The sequence below is a fragment of the Zhihengliuella halotolerans genome, from assembly GCF_004217565.1.
GTDB lineage: Bacteria > Actinomycetota > Actinomycetes > Actinomycetales > Micrococcaceae > Zhihengliuella > Zhihengliuella halotolerans.
In genome coordinates this window covers 3,339,543-3,365,008 of sequence record NZ_SHLA01000001.1, presented here as the reverse complement: position 1 = coordinate 3,365,008, position 25,466 = coordinate 3,339,543, and the positions used below count along the sequence as shown (strand labels likewise).

Sequence of the window (25,466 nt, the reverse complement as noted above, 5' to 3'; positions counted from 1 at the left end):
ACTACGCGTCGCCGTCAGCCTCGGTTTCGCCTCGGCGCGCCTTGTCGGCGCGTTCGAGCGCCTGACGCCAGAAGCTCAACCCCATGAACCAGGAGACGACGAGCGTCAACGCCCCGAGCCCGAGGTTCCAGATCCCTGGATCGCTGCGGGCGATGAAAGCGGCGGCGATGGCCACGGCGAACGGCAGCAGGAGCCCGTCGCCCGCGTGGAGTGCGGGGCTGGCATAGCCATCGCGGATTTCCCGGCTCGCCAGCGGGATCGCGACGACCACCACAAGGGCCAACCCCGCGACGAAGCCCGTGACGACAACACCCACGGAAGGGGTCAGTGCGATGCTCGCCATCGCCACCGCGTAGGCGGCGCTGGAGACATATCGATAGGCGCCCGGAGTCATTACTACCCTTCGAAAGAGAACGGGTCAACGCTACCGCACGGCGCGCCTCACTCGGCCCGCCGCACCGATTCGTCGATGGCCATGAAATAGCGCTCGGCCGCAAGCATGATCCCGACGAACAGGAGGATCGAGACGGCGAAGTTGGTGTTTGCCTCCGTGAATTCGCCGACGAGCGTGCCGAGACTGCCGCAGGCGGGCAGGAACAACCCCCACCGTCCGATACCCCCGCCCGGGCGGAGGTACGCCCTGCGTTGCCGCATATCCCGCGGCCTCACCGCGAGTCCCACACCAATTCCCACGCCGACGCCGACGAGCATTCCACCCCACCCGATGCTGGGGCGCATCGCGATGCTGGCCATGACCGCGGCGAGGCAGATGGCGGACAAGGTCCGGTAGCCCTGCTCCGACATGCGCTCCCCCTCGCCTCCTCCGCCGGCCCGTTCGCCCGCACGGTCTCTCAACCAGACTTCCACGGGACATTGCCCCTGTCCATCGCCGCCGCACACGGTCGACTCAGCCGTCCAGCCCCGTTTCCCGCAGGGTGATGTTGATGCGCCCGTCAGCCACGCCGCAGCCGGCGGGGGCGGTATCGGGGAGGATCCGTGTCACCCCGTGGTAGGCCAGGCGCGCCGGCCCTCCGAAGACAAACAGGTCGCCGGAGGCGAGCGTCAGGTCCTGATAGGGCCGGTTCCGGTTCCCGGTATTGCCGAAGCGGAACGTGCAGGCCTCGCCGACGGAGACCGAGACGACGGGCGCGAGAGACTTCTCGTCTTTGTCCTGGTGCATACCCATCCGTGCGTTCTCGTCGTAGAAGTTCGCGAGTGCTGTGTCGGGCGTGTAGTCGGCGACGTCCCGGCCCGCCTCCCACGGGGTCGACCAAGCGACGTCGGCGAGCGCCCGCCGGCCCATGCGCACCATCCAGTCCGGCATGTCGAGCACGCGGTGGCCGTTCACGTCGGTGGCCTCGCGCGTGTAGCGGTACGGCTGCCAGTGCCAACCGAGGCACACCGTCCTGACGGACATCTCGTGCCCGCGAACCATCGCTCCGCGCGGCGGAACGGGGCCCGCGGACCAACTGCGGAACTGCTCGGCGACCCAACGCTGGGCAGGGAGGTCGAGCCAGCCGGGCACGTGCACGGCGCCGGGCACGATCTCCCGCGGTCCGTCGCCGCCGAAGTCCGCGTCGAAGAGCGCAGGCGTCTCAGGCACGGCGGCCCTCCTCGTCGAGGGCGCCCTCGAGCGTGAGCAATGCCGTCTTGGCCTCGAGCCCGCCGAGGTAGCCGCCGAGCCCCCCGTCCGTGCGCAGCACGCGGTGGCACGGGACGACGACGGGCAGGGGGTTGGTGGCGCATGCCGTCCCGACCGCGCGCACCGCCGCCGGGTTGCCCACAAGGCCGGCGAGTTCCTTGTAGGTCGCGGTGCGCCCGTAGGCGATATGGGGCAGTTGCTCCTGGACTCGACGTCGGAACTCGGTGGAGAGCGAGAAATCCACTGGCAGGTCGAAGGAGCGGCGGCGGCCGGCGAAGTAGGCATCGAGTTGCTCGGCGGCCGGATCCAGCCGCTCCGGGGCGTTCAGGATGCGGGGGCTGATCCGTCGCCCGAGGGCTTCGAGCACGGCGTCGTGGCCCTCGCAGGCGAACGCGATGCGGACGAGGCCGGACTCGGTGGCCGCGAGCAGGAGCGGACCGACAGGTGAGTCGATCACGCGGTACGCGATGTCGAGGTCGCCGCTGTCCGCGGCGGTCATGGCCAGCCGCGCCTTCAACATGGTGACGCGCAGGGCGTCTTCGACGATGGATGTCATGCCGTGGTCCTTCCGGCGGTCAGTTCGGACTTCCTGAGGTTCGCCATGCCGTCAGCGGAGGCGCGCCGGGCCGCGGCGGCGCTCCCGCCGAGGACCTCCGCGATCTGGGCGTAGGACAGCCCGCCGAGGTAGCGGTAGGCGATGACCTTGCGCTGTTTCTCCGGCAGGCGGGCCACTTCATCCCAGACGTCCTCCTCCGCGCCGCTGCCTTGCGCGCCAGGCAACTCACCGTCGTCGTACTCGAGGATTGCCACGGGGACCGGGCGGCGGCCAGCGGCGCGCAGATGGTCGACCGCCTTGTTCCGGGCGATGCGCACGAGCCAGGCTTCGAAGTTCGCGGGTGGCTCCATCACGGCGTAGGCGCGCAGTGCGGCGAGGAAGGTCTCCTGCCAGACGTCGTCCGCATCGTGGCTGCCGACCAGCGCCCGACACAGCCGCAGCACCGCGACGCCGTGCTGCTCGACGACGTGCTCGAAGGGCGGCAGCGGCTCGCGCGGGGGTGTCCGTTTCACGTTCCTCACACCTTGTAGACGACCACCGGGGCCCCGGCGTGAGGTCCGACGGAGAACTTTTTCACAACACTAGGGTGACAGACTGTGCCGCGCATAGCCCTAAGGCAAGTTGACGTGTAGTTTCATGTATTAACGGCTCCCCGGTGGACCCGGATACGCGAAGACGTCAAGGGAGGAAACGATGGCCACGAAGGATTCCAAGCCCGATCGACAGCAGGCCGCCGAAGGCGTCGACGCGCCGCTGGAAACGACGCCTGACATGGTGCCCGCGGACAACACGACCCCGGGCCCGGTGACCCCGGACGTCGAGCTCGCGCCGACGAAGCGGGAGAAACCCGCAGCGGACGCGTATCAGGACAAAATGACGACCACGCGCTCGGGCGCCATCTGGACGACGACGATCTTTTCCCTGATCGTCCTGATCCTGCTGATCATCTTCATCGCGCAGAACCAGGAGACCACCACGCTGCGCTACTTCGCGTGGGAGGGCACTGTGAACGTGGGCCTGACAGTGCTCGCAGCAGCCGTCGCCGGTGGCGTCATCGTGGCCCTGGCCGGTGCCGGCCGCATCATCGCCCTCAAGGCGCAGAAGCGTCACCAGCGCAAGGCCTCGCGCCAGAACGGCTCCTGATCGCCGTCACTCCTGCGGCGGCATCTCACCTTGGTAGAGGGCGTAGTCGACGACGGCGGTGACGCCGTCCAGCGGGGCGATCTCGATGCGGAGGCCGTCCCGCGGCTTCGCCAACTCGATCGGCGCCAGCGAGGTGGTCACCTCACCCTCGGGGCAGCTCACGCTGCTGGTTTCGTCCACCGCGGGTGCGTCGCCAACGGTCACGTCCCACAAGATGGAGGCACCACGGCCGGGGAACTCGACGCCGTAGCACTGGACCTCGAGGTAGTAGTCGCCCGCGGCCAGAGTCGGTCCATGCTGATCCGCACGGATCGAACCGTGTCCCGCCCCGGCCCACACGACACCGCTTCCGCCCATGACCGCGGCATCATATGACCCGCGGGTCCACCCGTCGTCGAGCCGTGCGTACCCGAACGCCTCCATGGCGGCGTCAAAGGTCTTGTCGGAGACGGGCGCAGCGGCGGGCGTGGAGCTGGGCGCGGGCTCGTCCGAGGGTTTCGGCGCGGCCCCGCCGGTGCACCCGGCGAACGCTGTCGCAACCAGCAGTCCCAAAGCGGCGGTCGCGCTTCCGCTGGCGACTCTCGGGGGCATGGTTTCCCCTCCCTACAGCGCGGGTTCGGCGATGAGGTCCGTTTCGATCTCGATCGTCTCGCAGTTGTCCAGCCGCGGGCACTCGGCGCCGGTCAGCGCGTCCGCGGTCAGCCGTATGAGCGTCCCGTGCGCGACGATCAGCACGTTCAGCCCCGGGTACAGCTGCGCGATGCGGCGCAGCGCGTCGATGCCGCGGGCGGCGACGGCGTCCTCGGGTTCGGCCACGGCGAAGAGTTCGCTCTTCTCCTCGTCGCTCAGGCCCCACGCCTCGACTCCCTCGGCGGTGCCGAAGGACCGCTCGAGGAGCCCGGCCTCGGTCTCGCCGATCGGCAGCGCGAGCCCGTCCGCGACGATGCGTGCGGTCTCGACGGCGCGGCCCAGCGGGGAGGAGACGACCATGTCCCAGCCGCCGGCCTCCAGCCCCAGCGCATGGATCTCGGCGATGGCGTCGCGCACCTGCTGGCGTCCGGTCTCGTTGAGCGGGATGTCCACCTGGCCCTGCAGCCGGCCCTCCGCATTCCAGTCGGTCTGCCCGTGCCGCATCATCACCAGTCTTTTCGCCATGCTCTCACCCTAGCGCCGCGCCGGCTCCCCGTCAGTTCGCTGCGTCACGGACGTAGACCGAACCGTCCGGGCTGCGCCGCAGCAGATCGTGGTCGACGAGGTAGCGGCGCACGAGTGCGGTGTCCGGGTGGAATTCGCCGAGGCGCTCGTTGACGCCGCGCTCGTCCAGCTGCTCGCCGGGCTCCAGCGCCTCCGAGGCAACCCACTCCAGCAATTCGCGGCGCTCCGCCGGACTCGCCGGGAACTGCACGATTCGCCGCCCGTTGCGGAAGCGCTCGATTCCCTCCCGGCGCGCCGGAGCCGATGCGGCCAGCATCTCCTTGAACGCCCCGTCGCGCACGGTGAGCGCTCCGTCGTCGTCCTCCACCACCCCGGAGGCGAGCAGCGCGGCCCGCACCTTGCCCCGCGTCTTGGGTTTCATCTCGGCCAGCGCCGGCCCGGGGTCCTGCCCCAGCAGAAGGTGCGCGAACACCGTGCGCTGGTCCTGGCTCGCGAGCACGGCGACGAGCCGCCGCCAATCCAATGCGCTCATTCCGTCTCCATCCTCAGTTCGCCTCCCAGTTGCCGGGCCAGGTGCGTACCGCCCCTCCGCGCCGCAGCTCGCACGCTGCGCGCGGGCACCCCGTCCTCGCCGAAGACGCGCCACAGGTTCACGTCGCGACCCGTGCGCTGGGCGTCAGCGCGGCCCACGAACCGGTCGCCGTGCAGCACCGACATGACGTACGCCCCGTACTGCCGCTTGGTTTTCGGGACGTACGCTTCGAACAGGTACTCGTAGCCGAAGATCCGCGCCGCGCGTTTGCGGTTGCGCAGCAGGTTGTCGAACGGCCCGATCAGCCGGCTGCCGCGCGTCTCGGTCGTCGCGATCGGCGCGATGGCGGGCTCGCCGAGCGCGTACGCGTCCTCACCCCAGCCCTGCACGCGCACGACGACGGCGCCCGCGCCTTCCAGCCCCGTGTGCACGTCCTCGGCGCTGAGGCGGTAGTGGCGGCGCAGGTCGGGAACCGTGGCGACGCCGAGCGCGCGCAGCGCCGAGGCCACGAGCCCGGTCAGGACCTCCTCCCGGTGGGGCCGCGCCTCGAACAGGTGGGTGGGCACGCGGGATTCCGGCAGGTCGAAGAGCCGCTTGATCCCCGTGCGCCGCGTGCAGACCAGTTCCCCGCACCAGAGCATGAACTCGGCCGCTTTCTGCCGCTCGCTCCACCCCCAGCTGCCCCCGCGCGGCCCGCCGTCCTCGATGTCGCCGATCGTCGCCCCGCCCTCGGTCCCCGCGACGATGCGCAGGATGTCGTGCTTGAGCTCGGGCGGAGGCGTCGAGCCCTTCGCGGCGAAGTGGTCGCGGAACCACTGCCGGGAGAGATCGAAGAGCGGCCAGTCCTCGATGGGGAAGAGGCACGCCACGTCGGTGAAGGTCTCGAAGGACACGGCCTCGTCCGCGTTCCACAAGGCCTCGTCGTACGCCGCCGCCGGGCGCCGCGCCGGCAGGCGGGCCGAGGCCGCGAGGCGGTGGGCCTTGTCGACGCGGCTGATCCCGTCGAGCTGGAGGAGACGCTCGTTGCGCAGCACGTCGAGCGCGTCGGCGGCCGCGGGGGCGAAGTGGGCGTTGACGACGGCGCGGCGGGCCTCGGCGGCGGACAACTCGATCATGGACCCACCCTACAGATTGCTACCCGCACGTAGGCGCGTTGCCCCTTCCTGGTTCCTACCTGAGGACAGACTCAAAAGCGCGTCAAAGTCCCCTCATAGTCTCGCCACAGCGGCGCCGGGAAGACTGAAGCCATCCCCTCAGACTTCAGGAGAATTCCGCATGAACCTGCTCATCATGGGCGCCGTCGATCTGGCCGCCATCGTCTTCCTCACCTTCGGCCTGTACCTGCGCCGGCACCGCCGCCGGGACCTCGCCGTCTCCTACCTCGGCATCAACATCGGCGTCTTCGGCGTCGCCGCGACGCTGAGCGGCTCCAGCATCGGCATCGGCGTCGGCATGGGGCTCTTCGGCGTCCTGTCGATCATCCGGCTGCGCTCGAACGAGCTCGAGCAGCACGAGATCGCCTACTACTTCTCCGCCCTCGCCGTCGGCCTCATCGCCGGCCTGGTCCCGACGCCGCTGTGGCTCGGCATCACCCTGATCGCGCTGATCCTCACCGTTATCGCCGTCGCCGACCACTCGCGGATCCTGCCGCGCTACCGCCACCAGGAGGTCGTGCTGGACCGCGCCATCGCCGACGAGGCGGAGCTGACCCGCAGCCTCGAGGCCGTCCTCGGCGGCCGCGTCCACTCGGCCATCGTGCAGCAGCTCGACCTCGTCAACGACAAGACCCTCGTCAAGGTCCGCTTCTCCGCCGGCGGTGACGCGCCGGCGCGCTCGGCCGCGAACCACGAGGTCCTCGAGCCGGCGGTGAGCGCGCGATGAGCCCCGCGTGGCTCCGGACCGTGCCGGGCGTCTGTCTCGACGAACTGAACACGACGGCGGCGCTGCAGTCCCGCACGGACCGCAAGTACGTGCTCGACACCGCCGAGGCATGGCGGCTGATCGCGCTCCTCGGGGAGGACGTCCGCGTCCTCGACATCTCCGGGCGGCGCAGCTTCGGCTACCACTCCGTCTACTTCGACACCCCCGATCTGGCCAGCTACCACCTCTCGGCGCACGGGCGGCGCCACCGGTTCAAGGTCCGCACGCGGACCTACCTGGATACGGGGACGAGTTTCCTCGAGGTCAAGACGCGCGGGCGCCGTGCGGTCACCGTCAAGGACCGTGTCCCGCACGGCCCGGCTCACGCCGACGAGCTGGACGACGCCGGCCACGACTACCTGGAGCGCCAGCTCGACGAGGCGCTGGGCCGCCGCCCGGACCGCCTCGACGAGCTCGCGCCCGTCCTCGCATCCGACTACCGGCGCACGACCTTCCTGCTGCCGGAATCCGCGAGCCGCGTCACCCTCGACACCGATCTGGTCTGGACCGACGCCTCCTCCGGCGGCGGAGGGCGGGCCTTCGGTCTGCAGGACCAGGTCGTCCTGGAGACGAAGTCGGCCGGTGCCGCGGGCCCCCTCGATCGCCTGCTGTGGCGCGCCGGGATCCGCCCGGCCCGCATCTCCAAGTTCGCCACGGGCCTCGCCGTCCTGCACCCCGGGCTGCCGTCCAACCGCTGGCACCGGACGCTCGAACGGCACCGCATCCGACCCCTGACCGCATCCCGCAAGGAGGCCCGCCGATGACCGGCGCACCGCGATTCCCCACGTCCCGCCGCCTGTCCACCGCCGTCGCCGCGGGCGCCATCGCCGCCGTCGCGCTCACCAGCTGCGCTGTCACCGACATCCTCGACATCACCAACGCGAACGCGGACAGCGCGACGGACGCGTCGACGTCGTTCTTCGACAACTCGGCGGTGCACGAGGTCGACGTCGAGGCGGACGCAGCCGAGCTGGACGCCGCGTTGACAGCGTACGCCGAGGACGGGAGCAAGGAGTGGGTCAGCGCGACGGTCACGATCGACGGTTCCGTCTACGAGAACGTCGGGCTGCGGCTGAAGGGGAACTCGTCGCTGCGCGGCGTCGACGCCGACGCCGAACCGACCGCGCTGCCCTGGCTGATCCGGCTCGACAAGTACGTGGACGGCCAGCAGCACGCGTCCCGGGCGGAGTACGTGGTGCGGCAGAACAACACCGAGACGAGCCTGAACGAGGCGCTGGCGCTGGCCCTCGTCGGCGAGGCGGGCCTCGAGACGGAGGCGGCCGCGGCCGCCCGGTTCAGCGTCAACGGCGCGGACGCCGAGCTGCGGCTCGTCATCGACAATCCGGACGACGAGCTCTGGAGCGAGGCGAACTTCGCGGGCGCGGGCATCACGTATGAGGCCGAATCCGACGGCGACTACAGCTACCGCGGCGAGGACGGCACGGACTACGCCGAGGCTTTCACGCCGAAGGCCGGCGGCGACGATCTGGCCCCGGTCGCCGGGTTCCTCGACTTCGTCAACAACTCCACCGACGAGGAGTTCTCCGCCGACCTCAGCGAACACCTCGACGTGGACGCGTTCGCGACCTACCTCGCGGTGCAGGATCTCGTCGGGAACACCGACGACATCGACGGCCCCGGCAACAACTCCTACCTGCGCTACGACGCCGCCACGGGCCTGATGAAGGTCGTGTCCTGGGACATGAACCTGGCATTCGGCGGCGTGAGTGGGCGAGGCGGTGGTCCGGGCGAAGGAACGGGCCCCGGGCCCGGCGGTCAGCAGGGTGACGCTTCGGGCGGCTTCGAACCGCCGGCCGACGGCGAGCGCACCCCGCCCGAGGGCTTCGAGCTCCCCCAAGACTCCGGCGACGGTGCCGCCGGGGCTGGCCCCGGGCGTGGGGCCGCCGGTCCGGGCGGGGGATCGAATCCGCTCGTGGAGCGGTTCCTCGCCGACGCGGCGTTCGCGGCGGCCTACGCCGGGGCGCAGGAACGGCTACAGGAGGATCTCGTCGAGTCGGGCGCAGTCGAGCGCATCCTCTCCGACTGGAGCGGACTCCTGACCGCCGAGGCCGCGGACCTCGTCGATGCGGACACGGTCGCTGCCGAGGCGGAGGACATCCGGCAGCAGCTCGCCGAGCAGTGAACCGCGCCTACGGCCGCTTGGTCTTCGGCTTCACAGGGACGGATTTGGGCAGCGTGGAGGCCAGCTTCCCCGGGTTGAGGACCTTCGCCGCCCCGCCCGGCTTCTTCCCCGGCGCACGTTCCGCAGCGGGCGCCGGTGTGGGAGTCGGCTTCGGCGCCGGAACGGGCGCAGGAGCGGGAGGTGTCGTCGGGGTCGGGATCGGATCGCGGTGGACCACCCGTTCCGGCGTCGGCTCGGGCGGATTCGAGGCCTCGAGGGTCGGCCGCTCCGGCTTGTTCGTCAGCTCACCCGTCGGGACCGTCACGTTGACGACCGGAGACGCCGCCCGCGGCGGCACATCGGCAGCGGCCACGCCGGCCAAACCGGCTGCCGCAGCGAGCGCGACGACGGTCAGGCCGCCCGTGACGGCGCCCCCGCGTCGCTTGCGCGGCTTCGCCGGGTCGAAACCGATGACGTTGTCGTCGGATCCCGCCGAGATGCCGGCGGCCGCCGCGGCTTCGGCGGCAGTGAGCCGCCCCTCGAGCAGATCGGCCAGCGGCCCGGTGGGGACCGGGGCCGGCATCGACCCGGCGGCGTGCAGGGATTCGACGGCGTCGCGCAGCGCCGCGGCGTCGGCGATTCCCGCCTCCTCGAGCAGGGCGTCGACGTCGAAGGATTCCCGATGCGGATCAGTCATCGCCGTTCACCTCCTCGAGGCTCTTCTTCATGGTGAGCAGCCCCCGGCGCTGCAACTGCTTGATGGACCCGGCGGACTTGCCCATGATTTCGGCCGTCTCTTCGATGCTCATCCCGGCGACGATGCGCAGCATGACGCACTCGCGCTGATCGGGTACGAGGGACTCTAGGGCCTGCGCGAGGTTTCCGGATTCGAGCCGCCCGAGCAGCTCGTCTTGGGGGGAGGACTCCACGCGGGGGTCGGTGGCGGCGTCGTATTCGACGGCGAGGGGGGCGCGGGCACGTGCCCGCGTGGCGTCGACCATGCGGGCGTGCGCGATGGAGAAGGTGAACTTTCGGAGACCTGCAGCTCCGCCGGTCACATCGGCGAGGCGGGCGAACACGGTGAGGAACACCTCCTGAGCCGCAGCTTCCGGGTCCTCAAGTCCCTTCGCCGCCAGATAGCCATGCACCGGCGCGGCCAGGTTCTGGTAAATGGCGGTCAATGCGCCGGTGTCGCCGTGCCGAGCCTGCTCGAGCACGTCATCCGTCAAGATGGCGGCCACTGCACTCCTCAGGTTCGTCGACGACGGTCGAGAACCAGTGTAGTGCGAAGTTATCAATAAGTTATAAAGGAGCCGGGCTGAAAATCGTTGGGGGGAAACTCTCAGCCCGGCTCCATATACGTCATCGCCCCGACCCCCTCGGAGGTTACGCGGCGGGGAACTTTTTTCTGAACTTTTTTTGAAGAGCCCCGACATCCGCGTGTTTCCGGGGGACCCCGGGCCTTCTAGAGGCGCCGGTTGGCCAATACCGGGAGGAATTCCCGGACCTCCTCGATGCGCTTGCGCGTGACGTCGACCGTGACGAGTCCCTCGGCCTCGTCGTCGAGGAAATCGACCGGGATGCCCATCGGATCGAGCACAGCAGAGTGTCCGACCGTGTTCGTCGACGACGTCCCGGCCGCAGCGACCCACACAGTGTTTTCGATCGCGCGGGTGCGCAGGATCGTCTCCCAATGTTCGACCTTGTGGTCGCCCTTGAACCAGGCGGCAGCGACCAGAAGGACGTCGGCCCCCGCTGTGGTGAGCCGGCGCGCGATCTCCGGGAAGCGGATGTCATAGCAGGTCATCACACCGAAGCGCAGGCCGTCGATCTCGATCACACCGACGTCATCGGGGTCGCCGGGCTTGATCCGCTCGGACTCCTTGTAGGAGAACGCGTCGAAGAGGTGGACCTTGCGGTAGGTACTGACAATCCGCCCTCCGCCGTCGATGGCCACCACCGTATTGTAGGGTCGGGCCTCCCCGCTGGACTCGTAGCCTCCGGCGACGATCGCGATCGACTCCTCGGCCGCCAGCAGGCTGAGCTGCTGGACGAACGTCGACCAGTCCCGGTCCACCGCCTCGCGCAGGTCGCCCTCCACGTGACGGATGGTGAACATCGTCTCCTCCGGGAAGAGGACCAGGTCGGCGCCCTCGTCGCGCGCCCGGCGCGTGAGCCTCCGGACGACCTCGAGATTGTCCTCCAGGTCCCCCGACGGGTTCAGCTGTGCCACGCTAATCTTCATCGTCGCCTCCTCGTCTGCGCCGACGGCCCAAGGCCGGTTCTCGCCTCACACCCAGCGTGAGTGTGAACAACCCTACCGATTCACCGCCCCCGTGACGACGGCGTGACGGCCCGGTCACGATTCGGCTACCGGTGCCGTGCGCGCCCGCACTGCCTCAGCGGCCGACGTCGATATCGGCGACGCTTGCGAAGTACTCCGGGGTCGTCCCATCCCCGAGCTCGAAGGACGGAAGCACCTCGTTCGGGTCGATCAGCACGACCCGGTGCCCGTCGAGCTTCATTCTCCGTGCGGCCTCGGCCGACATCTTCTTGGCAACGTCGGAGATCTCGTCGACGCGGTGCATGTCGAAGGCGACGACCGACGTCGTCGGCGGATTCTCGACCGCGTGCCGGATGAGCGACTCGGTGCTGACGAAGACCAGATCGCCTTGGAGCTCGTAGACCGTGACGTCTTCGCCCCGCACGGTCTCGACCCGGTGGTCCCGGATCGCCGAGCGGGACGGGCGCGTCGCCTCCATGAGGTGCATGCCCAGGTCCCGGGAGATCCGCTCCATCATGCGGATGCCGCGAGCGCTGTTGCCGTGCGCGTCGAGCCGCGGGGAGAAGACGGCGACGCCGACCTGCCCGGGTAGGACGCCGATGATGCCGCCGGCAACGCCGCTCTTGGCTGGAATCCCCACGGTCGTCAGCCAGTCGCCCGCCGCGTCGTACATCCCGCAGCTCGTCATCACGCTGAGCACGTGCCGGGTCGCGTACGCGTCGACGACCCGCTGCCCGGTGACCGGCTGGACTCCCGAGTTCGCGAGCGTGGCCGCCATGAGCGCCAGGTCTCGGACCGTGACGGCCACCGAGCACTGGCGGATGTACCCGTTGACGACGTCGACCGGGTCGTCGTCGATGATCCCGAAGGACTTCATGAGGTGGCCGAGCCCGAGATTGCGGTGCCCCGTGGACTGCTCCGACTCGAAGACTTCCTCCGCGATGCCCAGCTCCCGGCCGGCGAATGCCGAGTAGTGCTCGAGCACGCGGCGATCGCGTTCGGCCGCCGAATCGGCGCGGACGAGGGAGTGCGCAGCGATGGCCCCGGCGTTGATCATCGGATTCAGCGGGCGGCCGGTGCCGGCTTCGAGGGAGATCTCATTGAAGGCTTCGCCCGAGGGCTCGACGCCGATGCGCTCCCCGACGGCCTCGATCCCGCGATCTGCCAGGGCCAGCGCGTACGTGAACGGCTTCGACATCGACTGGATCGAGAACTCTTGCTCCGCGTCGCCGACGCAGTAGACCGAGCCCTCGACCGTGGCGAGGGCGATCGCCGCGACGTCCGGGTTCGCGCGCGCCAGTTCCGGGATGTAGTCGGCAACGTTCCCGCTCGCGTCCTCCCGGGTCGAGTCGAGGACCTCTGTCAGGTAATCGGGGATCGGTGATCTCATGACCCGATCCTAGCCACCGCCGGCGCGGAGTTCAGAGGCCGAACGGCGCGGCGTACTCGACGGTCCCCGCCGGAACGTCCCACGCGCCGCCCAGGTCCAGCACCATGAGGGCACCGTCGGGCGCTCCGCCCGGGATGTCCACCCCGAAGGCGGACGCCGCGCGGAATCCGAACCGCGGGTAGTACGCCGAGTGGCCCAGGACTACGACGTAGCGTTCCCCCCGCTCGCGCGCCGCCTCAAGCGCGCCGCTGATCACGGCGGTGCCGACCCCGCGGCGCTGCTCGGCGGGATCCACGGCGCACGGGGCCAGTGCAAGGGCGTCGGCCTCGCCGATGCGGCAGCGCGTCAGCAGCGCGTGAGCGACGATTCCGCGTTCGGGGTCCTCGCCGACCCACGCGAGCCCGGGCATCCACTCGGGCTCGCGCCGGAGGGCGTCGACCAGGTCGGCCTCCGCCTCCGTCGCGAACGCGGCGGACACGACTTCGCGGACGCGGTCCTTCTCGCTCGGCCGCTCGGGGCGGACCGCGACGGAGGAGAGCTCGATGACGTACGTTCCCTCGTCGATCGCCTCGGGGGACGGGCGGAAGCCGACTCGCCGGTAGAGGCGCACGGCGGACACGTTGGCGGCCTCGACGCTCAAGCTGATGCGGGCGATGCGCTGTTTCCGGGCGGCGTCGAGCGCGCGGCTGAGCAGCTGCTGCCCGAGGCCCGCACCGCGGTAGCCGGACCAGACAGAGAGGCTCAGCTCGGGGACGCCGTCGCCGATGTACCCGTACCCGGGGTGGTCGGCGTCGAGGAAGAGGCACCAGACGACACCGACGGGCTGGCCGTCAATCTCGGCGACGAAGCCGAAGTCCCCGCGCTCGGGGTCGAGGCGGCAGTACTGCCGGAAATGGGATTGGGTGTCGATCTGCCGGTAGGAGAACCGCTCTCGGCCGCGCCAGTTCATGTTGGCGTGCGTCGCCGCGCGCAGCACGACATCGTCAGCCGTCACGAGTCGACGAAGCTGGATCTCCCCCATAGCTGCATCCTTAATCCGAGTCCTTGACAAGACTACCCTCGCGAGCGTACGGAAAAGGCCGTGCCCCACAAAGGGGACACGGCCTCTCAAAGGAGATTCCTAGGCTTCGACCAGGTCGTAGCGAACGATCGTCTGCTCGCGGTCCGGGCCGACGCCGATCGCGGAGAACCGCGCCCCGGAGCGCTCCTCGAGTGCGAGCACGTACTTCCGGGCGTTCTCCGGCAGATCCTCGAGCGTGCGGGCGCCGGTGATGTCCTCGGTCCACCCGTCGAAGTACTCGAAGATCGGCTTGGCGTGGTGGAAGTCGGTCTGCGTCATGGGCATCTCGTCGTGGCGGACGCCGTCCACGTCGTAGGCCACGCACACCGGGATCTGCTCGATGCCGGTGAGCACGTCCAGCTTCGTCAGGAAGTAGTCGGTGAAGCCGTTCACGCGCGAAGCGTGGCGGGCCAGGACCGCGTCGTACCAACCGCAGCGGCGCGGGCGGCCGGTGTTCACGCCAAACTCGCCGCCGGTCTTCTGCAGGTAGATGCCCCAGTCGTCGAACAGCTCGGTCGGGAACGGGCCCGCGCCGACGCGCGTCGTGTAGGCCTTGATGATGCCGACGGAGCGGTTGATGCGCGTGGGGCCGATGCCCGAACCCACGGACGCGCCGCCCGCGGTCGGGTTCGAGCTGGTCACGAACGGGTAGGTGCCGTGGTCGACGTCCAGGAACGTCGCCTGGCCGCCCTCCATGAGGACCACCTTGCCGGCGTCGAGGGCCTCGTTGAGAACGAAGGTCGAGTCGATGACGAGCGGGCGCAGCCGCTCCGCGTAGGAGAGGAAGTACTCGACGATCTCCTCAACCTCGACGCTGCGGCGGTTGTAGACCTTCAGCAGCAGCTCGTTCTTCTGGCGCAGCGCGCCCTCGACCTTCTGCCGCAGGATGGACTCGTCGAAGACGTCCTGCACGCGGATGCCGAGGCGGCCGATCTTGTCCATGTAGGCCGGGCCGATGCCGCGCCCGGTGGTGCCGATCGCGCGCTTGCCGAGGAACCGCTCGGTGACCTTGTCCATGGTCTGGTGGTACGGGGCCACGAGGTGTGCGTTGGCGGAGACGCGCAGCTTGGACGTGTCCGCGCCGCGGGCCTCGAGCCCGTCGATCTCCTCGAACAGGGCCTCCAGGTTCACCACACAGCCGTTGCCGATGATCGGGGTGGCGTTCGGGGACAGAATGCCGGCGGGAAGGAGCTTGAGCTCGTACTTCTCGCCGTTCACGACGACGGTGTGGCCGGCGTTGTTGCCGCCGTTGGGCTTGACGACGTAGTCGACTCGTCCACCGAGGAGATCGGTGGCCTTGCCCTTGCCTTCATCGCCCCACTGGGCGCCTACGATCACGATTGCTGGCATGGGATCCTCCCCTTGCATCGGGTCAGCGTCCGGTCCTTGGTTGCGCCGGCCACTCTGGTGCGGCGCGGCGCGGAACCGGGTTCCGGTCGAACCGGACACACGTAAGCCCCTGGGCCTCTTGCTCGTGGCCATCGACGCGAATCGGGCGCACTGGAACGTAAGAGTCAGGGGCTCTTACGAGCCGAGTTTACCGGAGCGGCGCGGGTGATGCGAGTTCTTCCGTTGGTTCGAGGACTCCGGGGTTCACACATTCGGCTGGGCTACCGCCCCCGCCGGCACCGGGTCTCTCCCACGTACTCCCCCGAACCAGCCAACCGCCGCGGCGCCGAATCGGTCGGCGTCCCAGGCACCCGACCCCTCGGGCAACGCGCCCCACCAGCCGACCCCCGCGGCTGCGCACACTCGGCGCAGCGTGTCCGCGTTCGACTCCTCGATGGGCCCGGCGTCCGCCGGCCACGCGCCCAGCACGACGCCGGCGGCCGGCACCCCGCGCGCTGCGGCCGCCTCGAGCGTGAGCTCCGTGTGGTTGAGGGTCCCTAGGCCGGCCCGGGCGACCACGACCAGCCGCCCGTCGGCGGCGCGGCACACGTCCGCAATCGTGTGTCCGGCCGCGGTGAGCCGGACGAGCAGCCCGCCGGCCCCCTCGACGAGCACGACGTCGACCCGCGCGCGCAGGCGGCCGATCGCGGCCACGTGCTCCTCGAACCCGGGCAGCGCGCGACCCTCGGCGGCGGCCGCTGCCATCGGCGCCATGGGCTCGGCGAAGCGGGCCCCCTCCGCCAGCACGACGCCGGCCCCGGCGAGCCGCTCGACCTCTCCGATGTCGCCGCCGCGGCTCTCCCCCGCCGCCGGTTCCCCGGTCTGCACGGGCTTGTAGACCGCGACCGTCCGGCCGGCCGCGAGGTGGGCCGCGGCGAGCGCCGCGGTCACGACCGTCTTGCCGACCCCGGTGTCCGTCCCGGTGATCACGAGAATCATGCGCACACCCCCGCGGTACCGGCACCGGCGCCCGCGTGCTCGCGGCCGCCGTCGTGCCCCTGCGCCCGCGCCTCGACCGCGAGCGGCGCCTGAAACGAGAGCAACCGCAGCCACGGCGGGGTGCCGCCGGACCCGATGGCGTCGGGCAGGGCGCGCGCAGCCTCGTGCAGGACGATCCCGGCTTCGAGCTCGGCGAGCCGGGCGCCCAGGCACCGGTGCACGCCGTGCCCGAACGCGAGCCCGTAGCCGGAGCCGTCCGGCACCGCATGGTGCCCGCTGAGCTCGAGCAGGATCTCCGCCCCGGCCGGCAGCGCGACGCCGTCGACGACCGCGTCGGTCACGGCCCGCCGGCGCCACGTGTGCACGGAGGACTCGGTGGCGATCACGGCCCGCACCTGCGCCCGCGCCGCGTCCATCTCCCGGCACGCGGCCCACGCGTCGCGGTCGCGCAGGCTCCGGTACAGCACCGTGTTGATGAGCAGCGCGGTGGTCTCCTGGCCGGCGATGACGAGGAAGTAGCCCAGCGAGCAGATCTCCCGTTCGCCGAGGCCGCCCGCGTGCAGCACCCCGAAGAGCGAGTCGCCGCCGCGGCTGGCCCGCACGCTGGAGCGCAGCCACGCGTAGAACTCGGCGGCGCTGCGCGCGAGCTCGACCTGCCGCGCCTCGCCGGGCCAGCCCCAGAAGAGCTCCAACGAGTCCTGGCTCCAGCGCTTGAGGGTATCCAGGTCGGGGCAGTCCGTGCCGGTCAGTTCTGCCATGATCGTCGGCGGGATGGGCGCGGCGAGCTCGGCGGCCAGGTCGACCTGCTCCCCCGCGGTCAGGCGCTCGCGCACGGCAGCAGCCCGCTCGGCGGCGAGCGCGCGCACAGCCGGGGCCACCGCGGAGACCTTGCCGGGGCTGAAGAATCCGGCCACGAGCCGCCGCACCCGCAGGTGCGCCTCGCCCGTCGCGGAGGCCAGGACCGGCGGCAGCGAGAAGCCGACGCGGGCGAGCACACGCAGCGCCTCGGGCCCGAGCGGCACGACGGCGGTGAGCGCGTTGGTCGGTTCGAACTCGCCCGTGCGCTCCAGCACGTCGCGGACGGCGCGCGGCTCGCGCACGCGGTGGTAGTCATCGCCGCTCATGCGGGGATCCCCTTCCGTTGGATGCCGCTCACTACGGAGACGACGTCGTCGAGCGCCCGGCCCAGCTCGCCCGGTTCCTGTCCGGCGCGGGCGGTGAAGCGCAATCGGGAGATCCCGTCCGGCACGCTGGGCGGGCGGAAGCAGCCGGCCGCGATGCCGCGGCGGCGCAGTTCGGCGGCCGCGGCGGCGGCGCCCTCGGCCGAGCCAACACGCGCCGAGTGCACGGCGCCGCAGCCAACGTCGAGCCCCGTCGCCGGAGCCAGCGCCGCGACGATCTGCGCCGAGCGCTCGGCGAGCCGACCCGGCAGCGCGGGGTCGGCGGCGACGATGCGCGCCGCCTGAGCCGCGGCGGCCGCGGGCCCGGGCGCGAGGCCCGTGTCGAAGACGAAGGTCCGCGCGGAGTCGACGAGGTGCTCGCGCAGCGCGGCCCCGAAGTCGCCGGAGCCCAGCACGGCCCCGCCCTGGGCACCGAGGGCCTTGGACAGGGTCGCCGTGGTCACGACGCGCGGATCGTGCGCGAGGCCCGCCGCAGCGACGGCGCCCGCGCCGTGCACGCCGATCGAGTGCGCCTCGTCGACCACCAGCACGGCGTCGTGCTCGGCGCACACGGCCGCGAGCCCGGCCAGGTCCGCCGCGTCCCCGAGCACCGAGTAGACGGATTCGACGGCGACCACGGCGCGCGGCGTGTCCCGCGCCGCGAGGAGGCGGGCAACGTCGTCGTGCCTGTTGTGCGCGGCGGTGAGGGTCCGGCTGCGGGAGAGGCGCGCGCCGTCGACGAGGCTCGCATGGACGTGCTCGTCGAGGATCATCGTGGTCCCGGGGCCGCCGAGCGCGCCGAGCAGGCCGAGGTTGGCGGTGTAGCCGCTCGAGAAGGCGAGCGCGTGCCCGCGCCCGGTCAGCGCGCAGAGGGACGTCTCGAGCTCCTCGTGCACGGGCAGCGTGCCGACGACGACGCGGCTGGCCGCGGCCGAGGTGCCGAACTCCCGCTCGGCCGCACTGGCCGCGGCGGCCAGGCGCGGATCGCGCGCGAGCGAGAGGTAGTCGTTCGAGGCGAGGTCGTAGAGGCCGGTCGCGGCCCGGGTCGACCGGGCGCCCCCGCGGGCCGCGCGCGCCCGCGCCCGCCCGGCGATCCAGCGCCCCATCGCGCCCGCGGCCTCGGCCGCGACGGGCTCCGGGGCGTTCACCCGTGCACCTCGCCGACCGCGTGCACGACGGCGGCACCGAGCCGGGCGATCTCCTCACCCGTGGCGACGTAGGGCGGCATGACGTAGACGAGGTTGCGGAACGGACGCACCCACGCGCCGGCCTCGACCGCGGCCCGTGTGACGGCGGGAACGTCGACGGGCCGGTCGAGCTCGACGACGCCCACGCCGCCGAGCACGCGCACGTCGCGCACGGAGCCCAGCGCCCGGGCCGGAGCGAGTGCGTCACCCAGCCCGCGGTGCAGGGCGGTGACGGCGCGCTCCCAGCCTGCGGCGCCGCCGTCGTGATCGGGACGGGTGAGCACCCCGAGGGATGCAGCGGCGACCCGGCACGCGAGCGGGTTGCCCATGAACGTGGGCCCGTGCAGGACGGCGCGGTGCTCCGAGGCGGCGACGGCGCGCGCGACGCGCTCGTGGCACAGCACCGCTGCGAGCGTGAGGTAGCCGCCCGTGAGCGCCTTGCCGACGCACATCAGGTCAGGCACGACGCCGGCCCAGTCGCACGCCCAGAGGCGCCCGGTGCGGCCGAAACCCGTGGCGATCTCGTCGGCGATCAGCACGAGGTCCCAGCGGTCGGCGACGCGGCGCAGCGCGCGCAGTGCCGCCGGCGGATAGAAGTGCATGCCGCCCGCGCCTTGGAGGACGGGTTCGACGACGATGCCCGCCAGGGTGCCCTCCTCGGCCGCCGCGATGCGCTCGAGGTCGCCCTCCCACGCGGCCAGCGCGGCGTCGTCGTACTCCCACGCGCTCTCGAGGCGGTCACCGTCGGCGGGGGCGAGCAGGCGCGCGGCGGGCGGGCGCGGGACGAAGACCTGCTCGGCGACGAGGCCCGGGAAGGCCGAGTGCAGGCCGTCGACGGGGTCGCACACGCTCATCGCCGCCGAGGTGTCGCCGTGGTAGCCGCCGCGGAGGGCGAGGAACCTCTGCCGGGCCGGGCGGTGAACGGCGGCTTGGTACTGCAGGGCGATCTTGAGCGCGACCTCGACGCTGATCGAGCCGGAATCGGCGAGGAAGACGTGCTCGAGCCCGGCGGGCGCGATCCGGGTCAGGGACTCGGCGAGCTCGACCGCCGGGGCGTGGGTGAGGCCGCCGAACATGACGTGGCTGAACTCGTCCACCTGGGCCTTGGCGGCCGCGTCGAGCTCGGGGTGGCCGTAGCCGTGCACCGCGGACCACCAAGACGCCATCCCGTCGACGACGGTTCGGGGCCCCGATCCGTTGTCGAGGTCCAGGCACGCGCCGCGCGCGCCGAGCACTCCGTAGAGCGCGCCCGCGTCCAGCGGGGCGTACGGGTGCCAGAGCAGGCCGGCGTCGCGCGCCAGCAGGTCCGCGCCGCTCATGCGTTGGGCGCCGCGGCCGTTCCCGCACCGCGGCGGCGCAGCACCGGGGTGCCCGGGTTGGCGCTAACTCCGGCGACGGCGGGCGTGTCGGTGCCGAGGGGCTCGGCGGCGCCCGTGCCGCAGCATCCCGCGCCAGCGACGGCCTCCGCCGCGGCGACGTCGTCCGCTGCGCCGCCGGAGGCGCAGCAGCCGGCGCCGCCCGAACCCGCGGGACCACCCGGTTCGACCGGCTCCACCGCGTGACCGGCGCACGGTGCGACGCCCGCCGTCGTGCCCTCTTCCCGGCCGAGGACGCGGAAGCCGGCGTCGGCGATCATCGCCAGGTCCGCCTCGGCGGCCTGGCCCTCGCTCGTGAGATAGTCGCCGAGGAAGAGCGAGTTCGCGACCTCGAGGGCGACGGACTGGAGCGAACGCAGGTGCATCTCGCGGCCGCCCGCGATGCGCACCTCCTTGTCCGGGCAGGCCAGGCGCACCATGGCCAGAATGCGCAGGCAGCGCAACGGAGTCAGCTCCCAGGTGCCCTCCAGCGGGGTGCCCTCGAAGGGCATGAGGAAGTTGACGGGCACGGAGTCGGCGTTGAGGTCACGGAGGGCGAAGGCCGCCTCGACGAGCTGCTCGTCGCTCTCACCCATGCCGACGATGAGGCCCGAGCACGGCGACATGCCGGCGGCCTTGGAGGCCTCGACGGTGGCGACGCGGTCGGCGTAGGTGTGCGTGGTGCAGATGTCCTCGTACTTGGACTCGGCGGTGTTGAGGTTGTGGTTGTACGCGTCCGCGCCGGCGGCCGCGAGCTTGTTGGCGTGCCGCTCCTTGATGAGCCCGAGGCACGCGCAGACCTCGACGCCGGGGTTCTCGTCCTTGACGCGCTCGATCATGTCCGTCACGCGGTTCACGTCGCGGTCGGTGGGTCCGCGGCCGGAGGCGACGAGGCACACGCGGGAGGCGCCGCCGCGCACCCCGAGGCCTGCCTGCTCGGCGGCGTCCTCCGTCGAGAGCCACTTGTACTTCAGGATCTGCGCGTCGGAGCCGAGCCGCTGCGAGCAGTATGTGCAGTCCTCGGGGCAGAGCCCGGACTTCAGGTTGACGAGGTAGTTGACCTTGACGGTGTTGCCGAAGTGGGTCCGACGCAGGCGCCCGGCCTGCGCGACGAGGTCGAGGGTCTGCGCGTCGGGCGTCGCGAGCACGGCGAGCGCCTCAGCCTCCGTGAGCGCGTGCCCCGATTCGATGCGACCGACCAGGCCCGCCGCGTCCGTGTCAACCAGTTGATCCACAGTCATTCCCTCGTCTCTTGAACAGTGTTCAATTCGTGGGAATGAGGCTACCACCACTGCGCGCCGGCGCGCGCCGCGGATGGAGTCGCGCGGCTGGATAGACTGGCGGGCATGGCGCTGACACAGGAGACCGTAGTGGACGCGGCCGTCGGCATCCTGCGCGACTTCGGCCTCGCCGACCTCTCCATGCGCCGGCTGGCCCGCGACCTGGAGGTTCAGGTCGGCGCGCTCTACTGGCACGTGAAGAACAAGCAGGAGCTCCTCGTCGAGGTCGCCGCGACGCTCCTGAACACACCCGCGCTTGGCGCGCCGGCGGGCGGGGCCGCGGTCGCCGGGAACGACGTCGTCCCAGCGCCCGCCGCCCGCGGCGCCATCCTGCACCTGGCCTCAAGCCTGCACACCATGCTGCTGCCGATTCCGGACAGCGCGGAGGTCGTGCACGTGGCGCGAGTGCTCGCGCCCGAGCGCCTGACGCCGCTTGCGCGGCTGACCGGGCTGTTCGCGGCCGCGGGCCTGCGCGAGGACCACGCGGTGAGCGCCCAGTCGCTCATCGTGAACCACGTACTGGGCTCCATCGCGGAGGCGCAGAACCGGGCCGACTTAGACGTCGCCGACGCCGACGCCCCGGATTTCCGCTGGGCGCTCGAGCGGGCCCTGGACGGGCTGCTGCCCTCCGCCGCGGCACCGTAGCCGCGCTGACGCAGGCCCGGCGCACCCGCCGCCATTGACTCCGCGCGTCCGCGGCGTTTCACTGAAGAGACAGCACAGCGGACACGGGGAAGCAGGTGCCGTCATGACAACGGCCATCGGAGGAACCCACACGACGTCGTTCTTCAGCGGCTTCGTCCATTTCGTCGGCGGGCTCGGCGTCGGCGTCGGCGTCTTCTTCGTCGGCAACCAGTTTCTGGTGCTGGCGATGGCCACCGGCAATCACGTCTTCGTCCGCTTCGGCTTCGCGCTCGTCGTCGCGGCCCTGGCGCTCGGAGCGGTCCTGATGGCCCGAGCCTCGGCGACAGCGGCGACGGGTGTGGCCGTCAGCCTCGCCGCGTGCATGGTCTTCGGCGCGATGCTCGCGGGACCGACCTGGCGGACCCTGGCCGCGTTCGCCCCGCCAGAGGCGGTCTTCGCCGCGGGTGCGCTGAGCCCGCTGTCCGTGGGCCTGCTCGGGATCGCCGTCGGCCTGCTCATCAGGCGCCGGGATGCCTCCCACAAGCAACGCTGATCACGCCGCCCGGGACGCGCCAGGCGCCCCGGGCGGAACCGGTACGACGACGACACTAGGTCGCGCCGTCGTCGTACGGGCGGTACCTAGTTGCGGGAGATGAGCCCGTGCGGGTCGAGCACGAACTTCTTCGCCGCGCCGGCATCAAACTCGGCGTAGCCACGCGGGGCCTCGTCCAGCGAGATCGCCCCGGCATTGACGGCTTTGGCAATCGGAGCCTTGTCGTTCAAGATCGCCATCATCAATTGGCGGTGGTACTTCATGACCGGGCACTGCCCGGTGGCGAAGGACAGCGACTTGGCCCAACCGGTACCGAAGGACAGCGACAGCGCGCCCTTCTTGGCGGCCTCGTCGACGGCTCCCGGGTCACCGGTGACGTACAGGCCGGGGATACCGACGGCGCCGCCGGCGCGGGTGATGTCCATCAGCGAGTTCAACACGGTGGCCGGAGCCTCCTTGCCGGCGTCCCCGCCGTGACCGTGGGCCTCGAAGCCGACGGCGTCGATGCCGCAGTCCACCTCGGGGACCCCAAGAATCTGCTCGAGCTGGTCTTCGACGGACCCGTGGGCGACGTTGATGGTTTCACAGCCAAAGGAGCGAGCCTGGGCCAGGCGGTCCTCGTTCAGGTCGCCCACGATGACAACGGCGGCACCAAGCAACTGTGCACCCATGGCAGCGGCAAGGCCGACCGGACCGGCACCCGCGACGTACACGGTGGAACCGACGGTGACACCGGAGGTGACGGCACCGTGGAAGCCCGTCGGGAAGATATCGGAGAGCATGGTGAGGTCCATGATCTTCTCCATCGCCTGATCGCGGTCCGGGAACTTCAGGAGGTTCCAGTCCGCGTAGGGCACGAGCACGTACTCGGCCTGGCCGCCGACCCAGCCGCCCATGTCCACGTAGCCGTACGCCGAGCCCGGGCGGTCAGGGTTGACGTTGAGGCAGATGCCGGTCTGCCCCTCCTTGCAGTTGCGGCAGCGGCCGCACGCGATGTTGAAGGGCACCGAGACGATGTCGCCGACCTTGATGAACTCGACGTCGCGTCCGACCTCGACGACCTCGCCGGTGATCTCGTGCCCGAGGACGAGCCCCTCGGGCGCGGTGGTACGGCCGCGCACCATGTGCTGGTCCGAGCCGCAGATGTTCGTGGCGATCGTGCGGAGGATGACGCCGTGGTGGACCTTGCGGCCGACGTTGGCCGGGTTAACTCCGGGCCCGTCCTTGAGCTCGAACTCGGGATAGGGAGTGTCGATGACCTCGACCTTGCCGGGACCTGCGTAGCTGACTGCCTTGTTACTCATCGTTGAGCCGCCGTTCCTGATATATCAAACGCGTACTAATCTGGTATCAGACAGTCTGCTCCGGCGGGAAAGGGTGTGTCAAGAGGTCGCGGGCAGTTGCGCTCGACTAGCCGAGCCGTCCGCCCGAGACGTCCAGGTAGCACGTGGCACACAGCGACTCGTACCCCACGTCCTGGCCATCGATGGCGACCTGATCGCCGTCGAACACGAAGGTCTCCCCCACGCGGCGCGTGTTGAAGACGGCCTTGCGTCCGCACCGGCAGATCGTCTTGAGCTCCTCGAGGCTGTGCGCGAGCTCCATCAGCCGGGCCGCCCCGGGGAAGGCGTCGGTGCGGAAGTCGGTGCGGATGCCGTAGGCGAGCACGGGGACGGAATCGAGGACGGCGATGCGCAGCAGGTCGTCGACCTGCTCGCGGGTGAGGAACTGGGCCTCGTCGATCAGCAGGCAGGCCACGGGTTCGACGTCGACGTGCGTGACGATCGCCTCGGGGTCATCGCCGGCGGCGTACTTGCTGAAGATCTCGCGCACCGACTCGGCGGGCAGGATCGTGAAGTCCACGTCGCGCGTGACGCCGAGGCGGGAGACGATCGACCGGTCCCCCTTGGTGTCGATCGCGGGCTTCGCGAGGAGGACGCGCTGACCGCGCTCCTCGTAGTTGAACGCCGCCTGCAGCAGGCCGGTCGATTTGCCCGAGTTCATCGCCCCGTAGCGGAAATAGAGCTTCGACACCGCGATCGGCTCCCTTCACGTTCACGGCGGCGGTTGGTCCGGCGCCGCCGTCGATTCTATGCGGCCCCGCCCCGCAGCGTCGCGTCGAGCTTCGCCGCAAGCGCGGCGGCCGTGGCGGTCCGTTCGCTCCCGGTCACGTACTGACCCGCGACCTCACCCGGAACAAGCGACAACGACTGGTCGCGGTCGAGGAAGATCCGCCACGACGCGTCCGGCCCGCTGGTGCGGCCCACGAAGTCCATGAGCCAGTCACCCGCCGCCTCCGGCGCCACAAAATCGACCCGGTAGGCCGCGTTGCTCTTGCGGCGGCGTCCGTGACCTGTCAGCAGGCCGAGGCGCTGACGGAACCCGCGCTCGTCGTCGAGTCCGCGCTGCTGAACCGGCCATGTCTCCTCCTGCCACAGCACGACGGCGTTGCGCGCGCCCAGCCGCAGGATCATCTCGACCGCGTGCGTCCCGGGCCCTCCCGGGCCGGGCAGGAGAGCGACGACGTAGGCCGTCGTCGCCTCGGACTGCAGCGGCTGGGTGGCGAGCACCACCTCGGGGGCCGCGCGGCCGTCGTCGTGCACCATGCCGAGCTCGCGCAGCCCACGGGCGGCCTCGGACTCCCCGAAGCGCACCCACCCGTGCCCGGACCAGCTCCTGTAGAGCCAGTCCACGGCCTCGGGGCTGAGCAGCGGGCCGCGGCTCGTCGAGAGACTCGCGCCGGTAGCCGCCGCGGACCAGCGCGGCAGCGACACCTTGAACCCGCCGTCGCCGACGGGGTCGGTGGTGCCGTCAGCGTCGGTCATCCACCGCGGGCGCAGCCGGCGCGGCAAGTGGCTGTAGCCGAAGAAGGCACCGCCCGCGAAGAGCAGCAGCGCGGCGAAACTCGCCAACGTGAAGATCCATTGCAGCGTCGGCGCGAGCTGCCGCCCGCCGTCGTGCGTCAGGGCGCCGGTGGCCAGCGCGAGGACGCCCCAGAGCAGGATCCCGCACCCCATGAAGAAGATGCCCGACCCCATATAGGGGACGAAGGCGTTGAGCGGGCGCCAGCGGCCCCGATAGTTCAGGACGCCGGCCGCAACAGCTGCACCCCCCGCGAGGAGCAGGACCACTCCGAAAACGATGATGCTGCCCACACCCGACCTCCAGCGTTTCT

29 protein-coding genes are annotated in these 25,466 nt (G+C 71.0%); 6 read left to right on the top strand and 23 right to left on the bottom strand.

Translation table 11 applies throughout. The features are described from left to right. Position 1: 1 nt before the first annotated feature. From EV380_RS15550 to EV380_RS15530, 5 genes are all read right to left on the bottom strand, one after another. The gene (locus EV380_RS15550) at positions 2-394 is read right to left on the bottom strand and encodes a hypothetical protein (protein ID WP_130451875.1); all 393 of its coding nucleotides are present in this window, start codon (positions 392-394) and stop codon (positions 2-4) included. A gap of 47 nt (positions 395-441) precedes the next feature. Next, complete coding sequence (locus tag EV380_RS15545; RefSeq protein ID WP_130451874.1) at positions 442-804, bottom strand: hypothetical protein; 363 nt, start codon at positions 802-804, stop codon at positions 442-444. Between the two features lie 103 nt (positions 805-907). Beyond that, positions 908-1,603, bottom strand: a complete 696-nt coding sequence (locus tag EV380_RS15540; RefSeq protein WP_102159288.1) for an alpha-ketoglutarate-dependent dioxygenase AlkB family protein — start codon at positions 1,601-1,603, stop codon at positions 908-910. After that, on the bottom strand, positions 1,596-2,198 hold the full coding sequence (locus tag EV380_RS15535) for a methylated-DNA--[protein]-cysteine S-methyltransferase (protein ID WP_130451873.1): 603 nt from the start codon (positions 2,196-2,198) through the stop codon (positions 1,596-1,598). The genes EV380_RS15540 and EV380_RS15535 overlap by 8 nt, the downstream gene beginning before the upstream one ends. Then, a complete protein-coding gene (locus EV380_RS15530; protein ID WP_130451872.1) occupies positions 2,195-2,710 on the bottom strand; it encodes an RNA polymerase sigma factor in 516 nt (171 codons plus the stop codon). The genes EV380_RS15535 and EV380_RS15530 overlap by 4 nt, the downstream gene beginning before the upstream one ends. Positions 2,711-2,891: 181 nt before the next feature. On the opposite strand from EV380_RS15530, the gene EV380_RS15525 reads away from it, so the two are divergent. Next, positions 2,892-3,341, top strand: a complete 450-nt coding sequence (locus tag EV380_RS15525) for a LapA family protein (protein ID WP_130451871.1) — start codon at positions 2,892-2,894, stop codon at positions 3,339-3,341. Between the two features lie 6 nt (positions 3,342-3,347). On the opposite strand, the gene EV380_RS15520 is transcribed toward EV380_RS15525, so the two are convergent. The 4 genes from EV380_RS15520 to EV380_RS15505 are packed head-to-tail and all read right to left on the bottom strand — an operon-like array spanning position 3,348 to position 6,143. Further along, complete coding sequence (locus EV380_RS15520; RefSeq protein WP_130451870.1) at positions 3,348-3,932, bottom strand: hypothetical protein; 585 nt, start codon at positions 3,930-3,932, stop codon at positions 3,348-3,350. Positions 3,933-3,944: 12 nt separating this feature from the next. Then, positions 3,945-4,496: a histidine phosphatase family protein gene (locus EV380_RS15515; RefSeq protein ID WP_130451869.1), complete on the bottom strand. Its 552-nt coding sequence runs from the start codon at positions 4,494-4,496 to the stop codon at positions 3,945-3,947. Positions 4,497-4,527: 31 nt separating this feature from the next. Beyond that, on the bottom strand, positions 4,528-5,028 hold the full coding sequence (locus EV380_RS15510; RefSeq protein ID WP_130451868.1) for a DUF2087 domain-containing protein: 501 nt from the start codon (positions 5,026-5,028) through the stop codon (positions 4,528-4,530). Next, positions 5,025-6,143, bottom strand: coding sequence for a DNA glycosylase AlkZ-like family protein (locus EV380_RS15505; RefSeq protein WP_130451867.1), 1,119 nt, complete (start codon positions 6,141-6,143; stop codon positions 5,025-5,027). Before EV380_RS15505 ends, EV380_RS15510 begins: the two co-directional genes overlap by 4 nt. 160 nt (positions 6,144-6,303) lie before the next feature. Between EV380_RS15505 and EV380_RS15500 the strand changes: the two genes are divergently transcribed. Genes EV380_RS15500 through EV380_RS15490 form a run of 3 tightly spaced genes read left to right on the top strand, consistent with a single transcriptional unit; the run spans position 6,304 to position 9,091 of the window. Next, a complete protein-coding gene (locus EV380_RS15500) occupies positions 6,304-6,909 on the top strand; it encodes a DUF4956 domain-containing protein (RefSeq protein WP_130451866.1) in 606 nt (201 codons plus the stop codon). Next, positions 6,906-7,712 carry a polyphosphate polymerase domain-containing protein gene (locus tag EV380_RS15495; protein ID WP_130451865.1) on the top strand — a complete coding sequence of 269 codons (807 nt, stop codon included), beginning with the start codon at positions 6,906-6,908 and terminating at the stop codon, positions 7,710-7,712. Before EV380_RS15500 ends, EV380_RS15495 begins: the two co-directional genes overlap by 4 nt. After that, a complete protein-coding gene (locus EV380_RS15490; RefSeq protein ID WP_130451864.1) occupies positions 7,709-9,091 on the top strand; it encodes a CotH kinase family protein in 1,383 nt (460 codons plus the stop codon). Before EV380_RS15495 ends, EV380_RS15490 begins: the two co-directional genes overlap by 4 nt. A gap of 7 nt (positions 9,092-9,098) precedes the next feature. Here the strand turns inward: EV380_RS15490 and EV380_RS15485 are convergent, their stop codons facing one another. The 11 genes from EV380_RS15485 to bioB all read right to left on the bottom strand — a co-directional run bounded on the left by EV380_RS15485 (position 9,099) and on the right by bioB (position 21,060). Further along, positions 9,099-9,767 (bottom strand): hypothetical protein, encoded by a 669-nt coding sequence (locus EV380_RS15485; protein WP_130451863.1) that lies wholly within the window; start codon positions 9,765-9,767, stop codon positions 9,099-9,101. Then, on the bottom strand, positions 9,760-10,311 hold the full coding sequence (locus EV380_RS15480; protein WP_102159276.1) for an RNA polymerase sigma factor: 552 nt from the start codon (positions 10,309-10,311) through the stop codon (positions 9,760-9,762). The genes EV380_RS15485 and EV380_RS15480 overlap by 8 nt, the downstream gene beginning before the upstream one ends. Positions 10,312-10,535: 224 nt before the next feature. Beyond that, positions 10,536-11,315: a carbon-nitrogen hydrolase family protein gene (locus EV380_RS15475; protein ID WP_130451862.1), complete on the bottom strand. Its 780-nt coding sequence runs from the start codon at positions 11,313-11,315 to the stop codon at positions 10,536-10,538. A 154-nt stretch (positions 11,316-11,469) separates the two neighbouring features. Beyond that, positions 11,470-12,744: a glutaminase gene (locus EV380_RS15470; RefSeq protein WP_130451861.1), complete on the bottom strand. Its 1,275-nt coding sequence runs from the start codon at positions 12,742-12,744 to the stop codon at positions 11,470-11,472. A gap of 31 nt (positions 12,745-12,775) precedes the next feature. After that, on the bottom strand, positions 12,776-13,765 hold the full coding sequence (locus tag EV380_RS16940; protein ID WP_130451860.1) for a GNAT family N-acetyltransferase: 990 nt from the start codon (positions 13,763-13,765) through the stop codon (positions 12,776-12,778). Positions 13,766-13,864: 99 nt separating this feature from the next. Then, entirely contained in the window at positions 13,865-15,154 is a 1,290-nt protein-coding gene (locus EV380_RS15460; RefSeq protein WP_102159272.1) for an adenylosuccinate synthase, read from the bottom strand. A 243-nt stretch (positions 15,155-15,397) separates the two neighbouring features. Next, complete coding sequence (gene bioD, locus EV380_RS15455) at positions 15,398-16,132, bottom strand: dethiobiotin synthase (RefSeq protein WP_130451859.1); 735 nt, start codon at positions 16,130-16,132, stop codon at positions 15,398-15,400. After that, on the bottom strand, positions 16,129-17,256 hold the full coding sequence (locus EV380_RS15450; protein ID WP_130451858.1) for a cytochrome P450 family protein: 1,128 nt from the start codon (positions 17,254-17,256) through the stop codon (positions 16,129-16,131). Before EV380_RS15450 ends, bioD begins: the two co-directional genes overlap by 4 nt. Next, positions 17,253-18,440, bottom strand: a complete 1,188-nt coding sequence (locus EV380_RS15445; protein WP_242607653.1) for an aminotransferase class I/II-fold pyridoxal phosphate-dependent enzyme — start codon at positions 18,438-18,440, stop codon at positions 17,253-17,255. The genes EV380_RS15450 and EV380_RS15445 overlap by 4 nt, the downstream gene beginning before the upstream one ends. Then, positions 18,437-19,798, bottom strand: coding sequence for an adenosylmethionine--8-amino-7-oxononanoate transaminase (bioA, locus tag EV380_RS15440; protein WP_130451857.1), 1,362 nt, complete (start codon positions 19,796-19,798; stop codon positions 18,437-18,439). The genes EV380_RS15445 and bioA overlap by 4 nt, the downstream gene beginning before the upstream one ends. After that, the gene (gene bioB, locus EV380_RS15435) at positions 19,795-21,060 is read right to left on the bottom strand and encodes a biotin synthase BioB (protein WP_242607745.1); all 1,266 of its coding nucleotides are present in this window, start codon (positions 21,058-21,060) and stop codon (positions 19,795-19,797) included. The genes bioA and bioB overlap by 4 nt, the downstream gene beginning before the upstream one ends. Before the next feature lie 120 nt (positions 21,061-21,180). Between bioB and EV380_RS15430 the strand changes: the two genes are divergently transcribed. Together EV380_RS15430 and EV380_RS15425 are read left to right on the top strand one after the other, a co-directional pair. After that, positions 21,181-21,759: a TetR/AcrR family transcriptional regulator gene (locus EV380_RS15430; RefSeq protein ID WP_130451855.1), complete on the top strand. Its 579-nt coding sequence runs from the start codon at positions 21,181-21,183 to the stop codon at positions 21,757-21,759. 103 nt (positions 21,760-21,862) lie between these two features. Then, positions 21,863-22,291 (top strand): hypothetical protein, encoded by a 429-nt coding sequence (locus EV380_RS15425; protein ID WP_130451854.1) that lies wholly within the window; start codon positions 21,863-21,865, stop codon positions 22,289-22,291. Between the two features lie 86 nt (positions 22,292-22,377). Here the strand turns inward: EV380_RS15425 and fdhA are convergent, their stop codons facing one another. The 3 genes from fdhA to EV380_RS15410 form a co-directional block, all read right to left on the bottom strand. Further along, positions 22,378-23,595, bottom strand: coding sequence for a formaldehyde dehydrogenase, glutathione-independent (fdhA, locus tag EV380_RS15420; protein ID WP_102158207.1), 1,218 nt, complete (start codon positions 23,593-23,595; stop codon positions 22,378-22,380). Between the two features lie 106 nt (positions 23,596-23,701). Then, positions 23,702-24,325: a thymidine kinase gene (locus tag EV380_RS15415; RefSeq protein ID WP_130451853.1), complete on the bottom strand. Its 624-nt coding sequence runs from the start codon at positions 24,323-24,325 to the stop codon at positions 23,702-23,704. Positions 24,326-24,381: 56 nt separating this feature from the next. Further along, positions 24,382-25,446, bottom strand: a complete 1,065-nt coding sequence (locus EV380_RS15410) for a hypothetical protein (RefSeq protein WP_130451852.1) — start codon at positions 25,444-25,446, stop codon at positions 24,382-24,384. Positions 25,447-25,466 lie beyond the last annotated feature (20 nt).

Coding starts and splice junctions, on each gene's coding strand:
- EV380_RS15525 (WP_130451871.1), top strand. CDS start 2,892: ATGGCCACGAAGGATTCCAAGCCCGATCGACAGCAGGCCGCCGAAGGC.
- fdhA (WP_102158207.1), bottom strand. CDS start 23,595: ATGAGTAACAAGGCAGTCAGCTACGCAGGTCCCGGCAAGGTCGAGGTC.
- EV380_RS16940 (WP_130451860.1), bottom strand. CDS start 13,765: ATGGGGGAGATCCAGCTTCGTCGACTCGTGACGGCTGACGATGTCGTG.
- bioD (WP_130451859.1), bottom strand. CDS start 16,132: ATGATTCTCGTGATCACCGGGACGGACACCGGGGTCGGCAAGACGGTC.
- EV380_RS15515 (WP_130451869.1), bottom strand. CDS start 4,496: ATGGCGAAAAGACTGGTGATGATGCGGCACGGGCAGACCGACTGGAAT.
- EV380_RS15500 (WP_130451866.1), top strand. CDS start 6,304: ATGAACCTGCTCATCATGGGCGCCGTCGATCTGGCCGCCATCGTCTTC.
- EV380_RS15490 (WP_130451864.1), top strand. CDS start 7,709: ATGACCGGCGCACCGCGATTCCCCACGTCCCGCCGCCTGTCCACCGCC.
- bioA (WP_130451857.1), bottom strand. CDS start 19,798: ATGAGCGGCGCGGACCTGCTGGCGCGCGACGCCGGCCTGCTCTGGCAC.
- EV380_RS15495 (WP_130451865.1), top strand. CDS start 6,906: ATGAGCCCCGCGTGGCTCCGGACCGTGCCGGGCGTCTGTCTCGACGAA.
- EV380_RS15485 (WP_130451863.1), bottom strand. CDS start 9,767: ATGACTGATCCGCATCGGGAATCCTTCGACGTCGACGCCCTGCTCGAG.
- EV380_RS15535 (WP_130451873.1), bottom strand. CDS start 2,198: ATGACATCCATCGTCGAAGACGCCCTGCGCGTCACCATGTTGAAGGCG.
- EV380_RS15475 (WP_130451862.1), bottom strand. CDS start 11,315: ATGAAGATTAGCGTGGCACAGCTGAACCCGTCGGGGGACCTGGAGGAC.
- EV380_RS15425 (WP_130451854.1), top strand. CDS start 21,863: ATGACAACGGCCATCGGAGGAACCCACACGACGTCGTTCTTCAGCGGC.
- EV380_RS15460 (WP_102159272.1), bottom strand. CDS start 15,154: ATGCCAGCAATCGTGATCGTAGGCGCCCAGTGGGGCGATGAAGGCAAG.
- EV380_RS15510 (WP_130451868.1), bottom strand. CDS start 5,028: ATGAGCGCATTGGATTGGCGGCGGCTCGTCGCCGTGCTCGCGAGCCAG.
- EV380_RS15430 (WP_130451855.1), top strand. CDS start 21,181: ATGGCGCTGACACAGGAGACCGTAGTGGACGCGGCCGTCGGCATCCTG.
- EV380_RS15550 (WP_130451875.1), bottom strand. CDS start 394: ATGACTCCGGGCGCCTATCGATATGTCTCCAGCGCCGCCTACGCGGTG.
- EV380_RS15450 (WP_130451858.1), bottom strand. CDS start 17,256: ATGAGCGGCGATGACTACCACCGCGTGCGCGAGCCGCGCGCCGTCCGC.
- EV380_RS15545 (WP_130451874.1), bottom strand. CDS start 804: ATGTCGGAGCAGGGCTACCGGACCTTGTCCGCCATCTGCCTCGCCGCG.
- EV380_RS15505 (WP_130451867.1), bottom strand. CDS start 6,143: ATGATCGAGTTGTCCGCCGCCGAGGCCCGCCGCGCCGTCGTCAACGCC.
- EV380_RS15520 (WP_130451870.1), bottom strand. CDS start 3,932: ATGCCCCCGAGAGTCGCCAGCGGAAGCGCGACCGCCGCTTTGGGACTG.
- EV380_RS15470 (WP_130451861.1), bottom strand. CDS start 12,744: ATGAGATCACCGATCCCCGATTACCTGACAGAGGTCCTCGACTCGACC.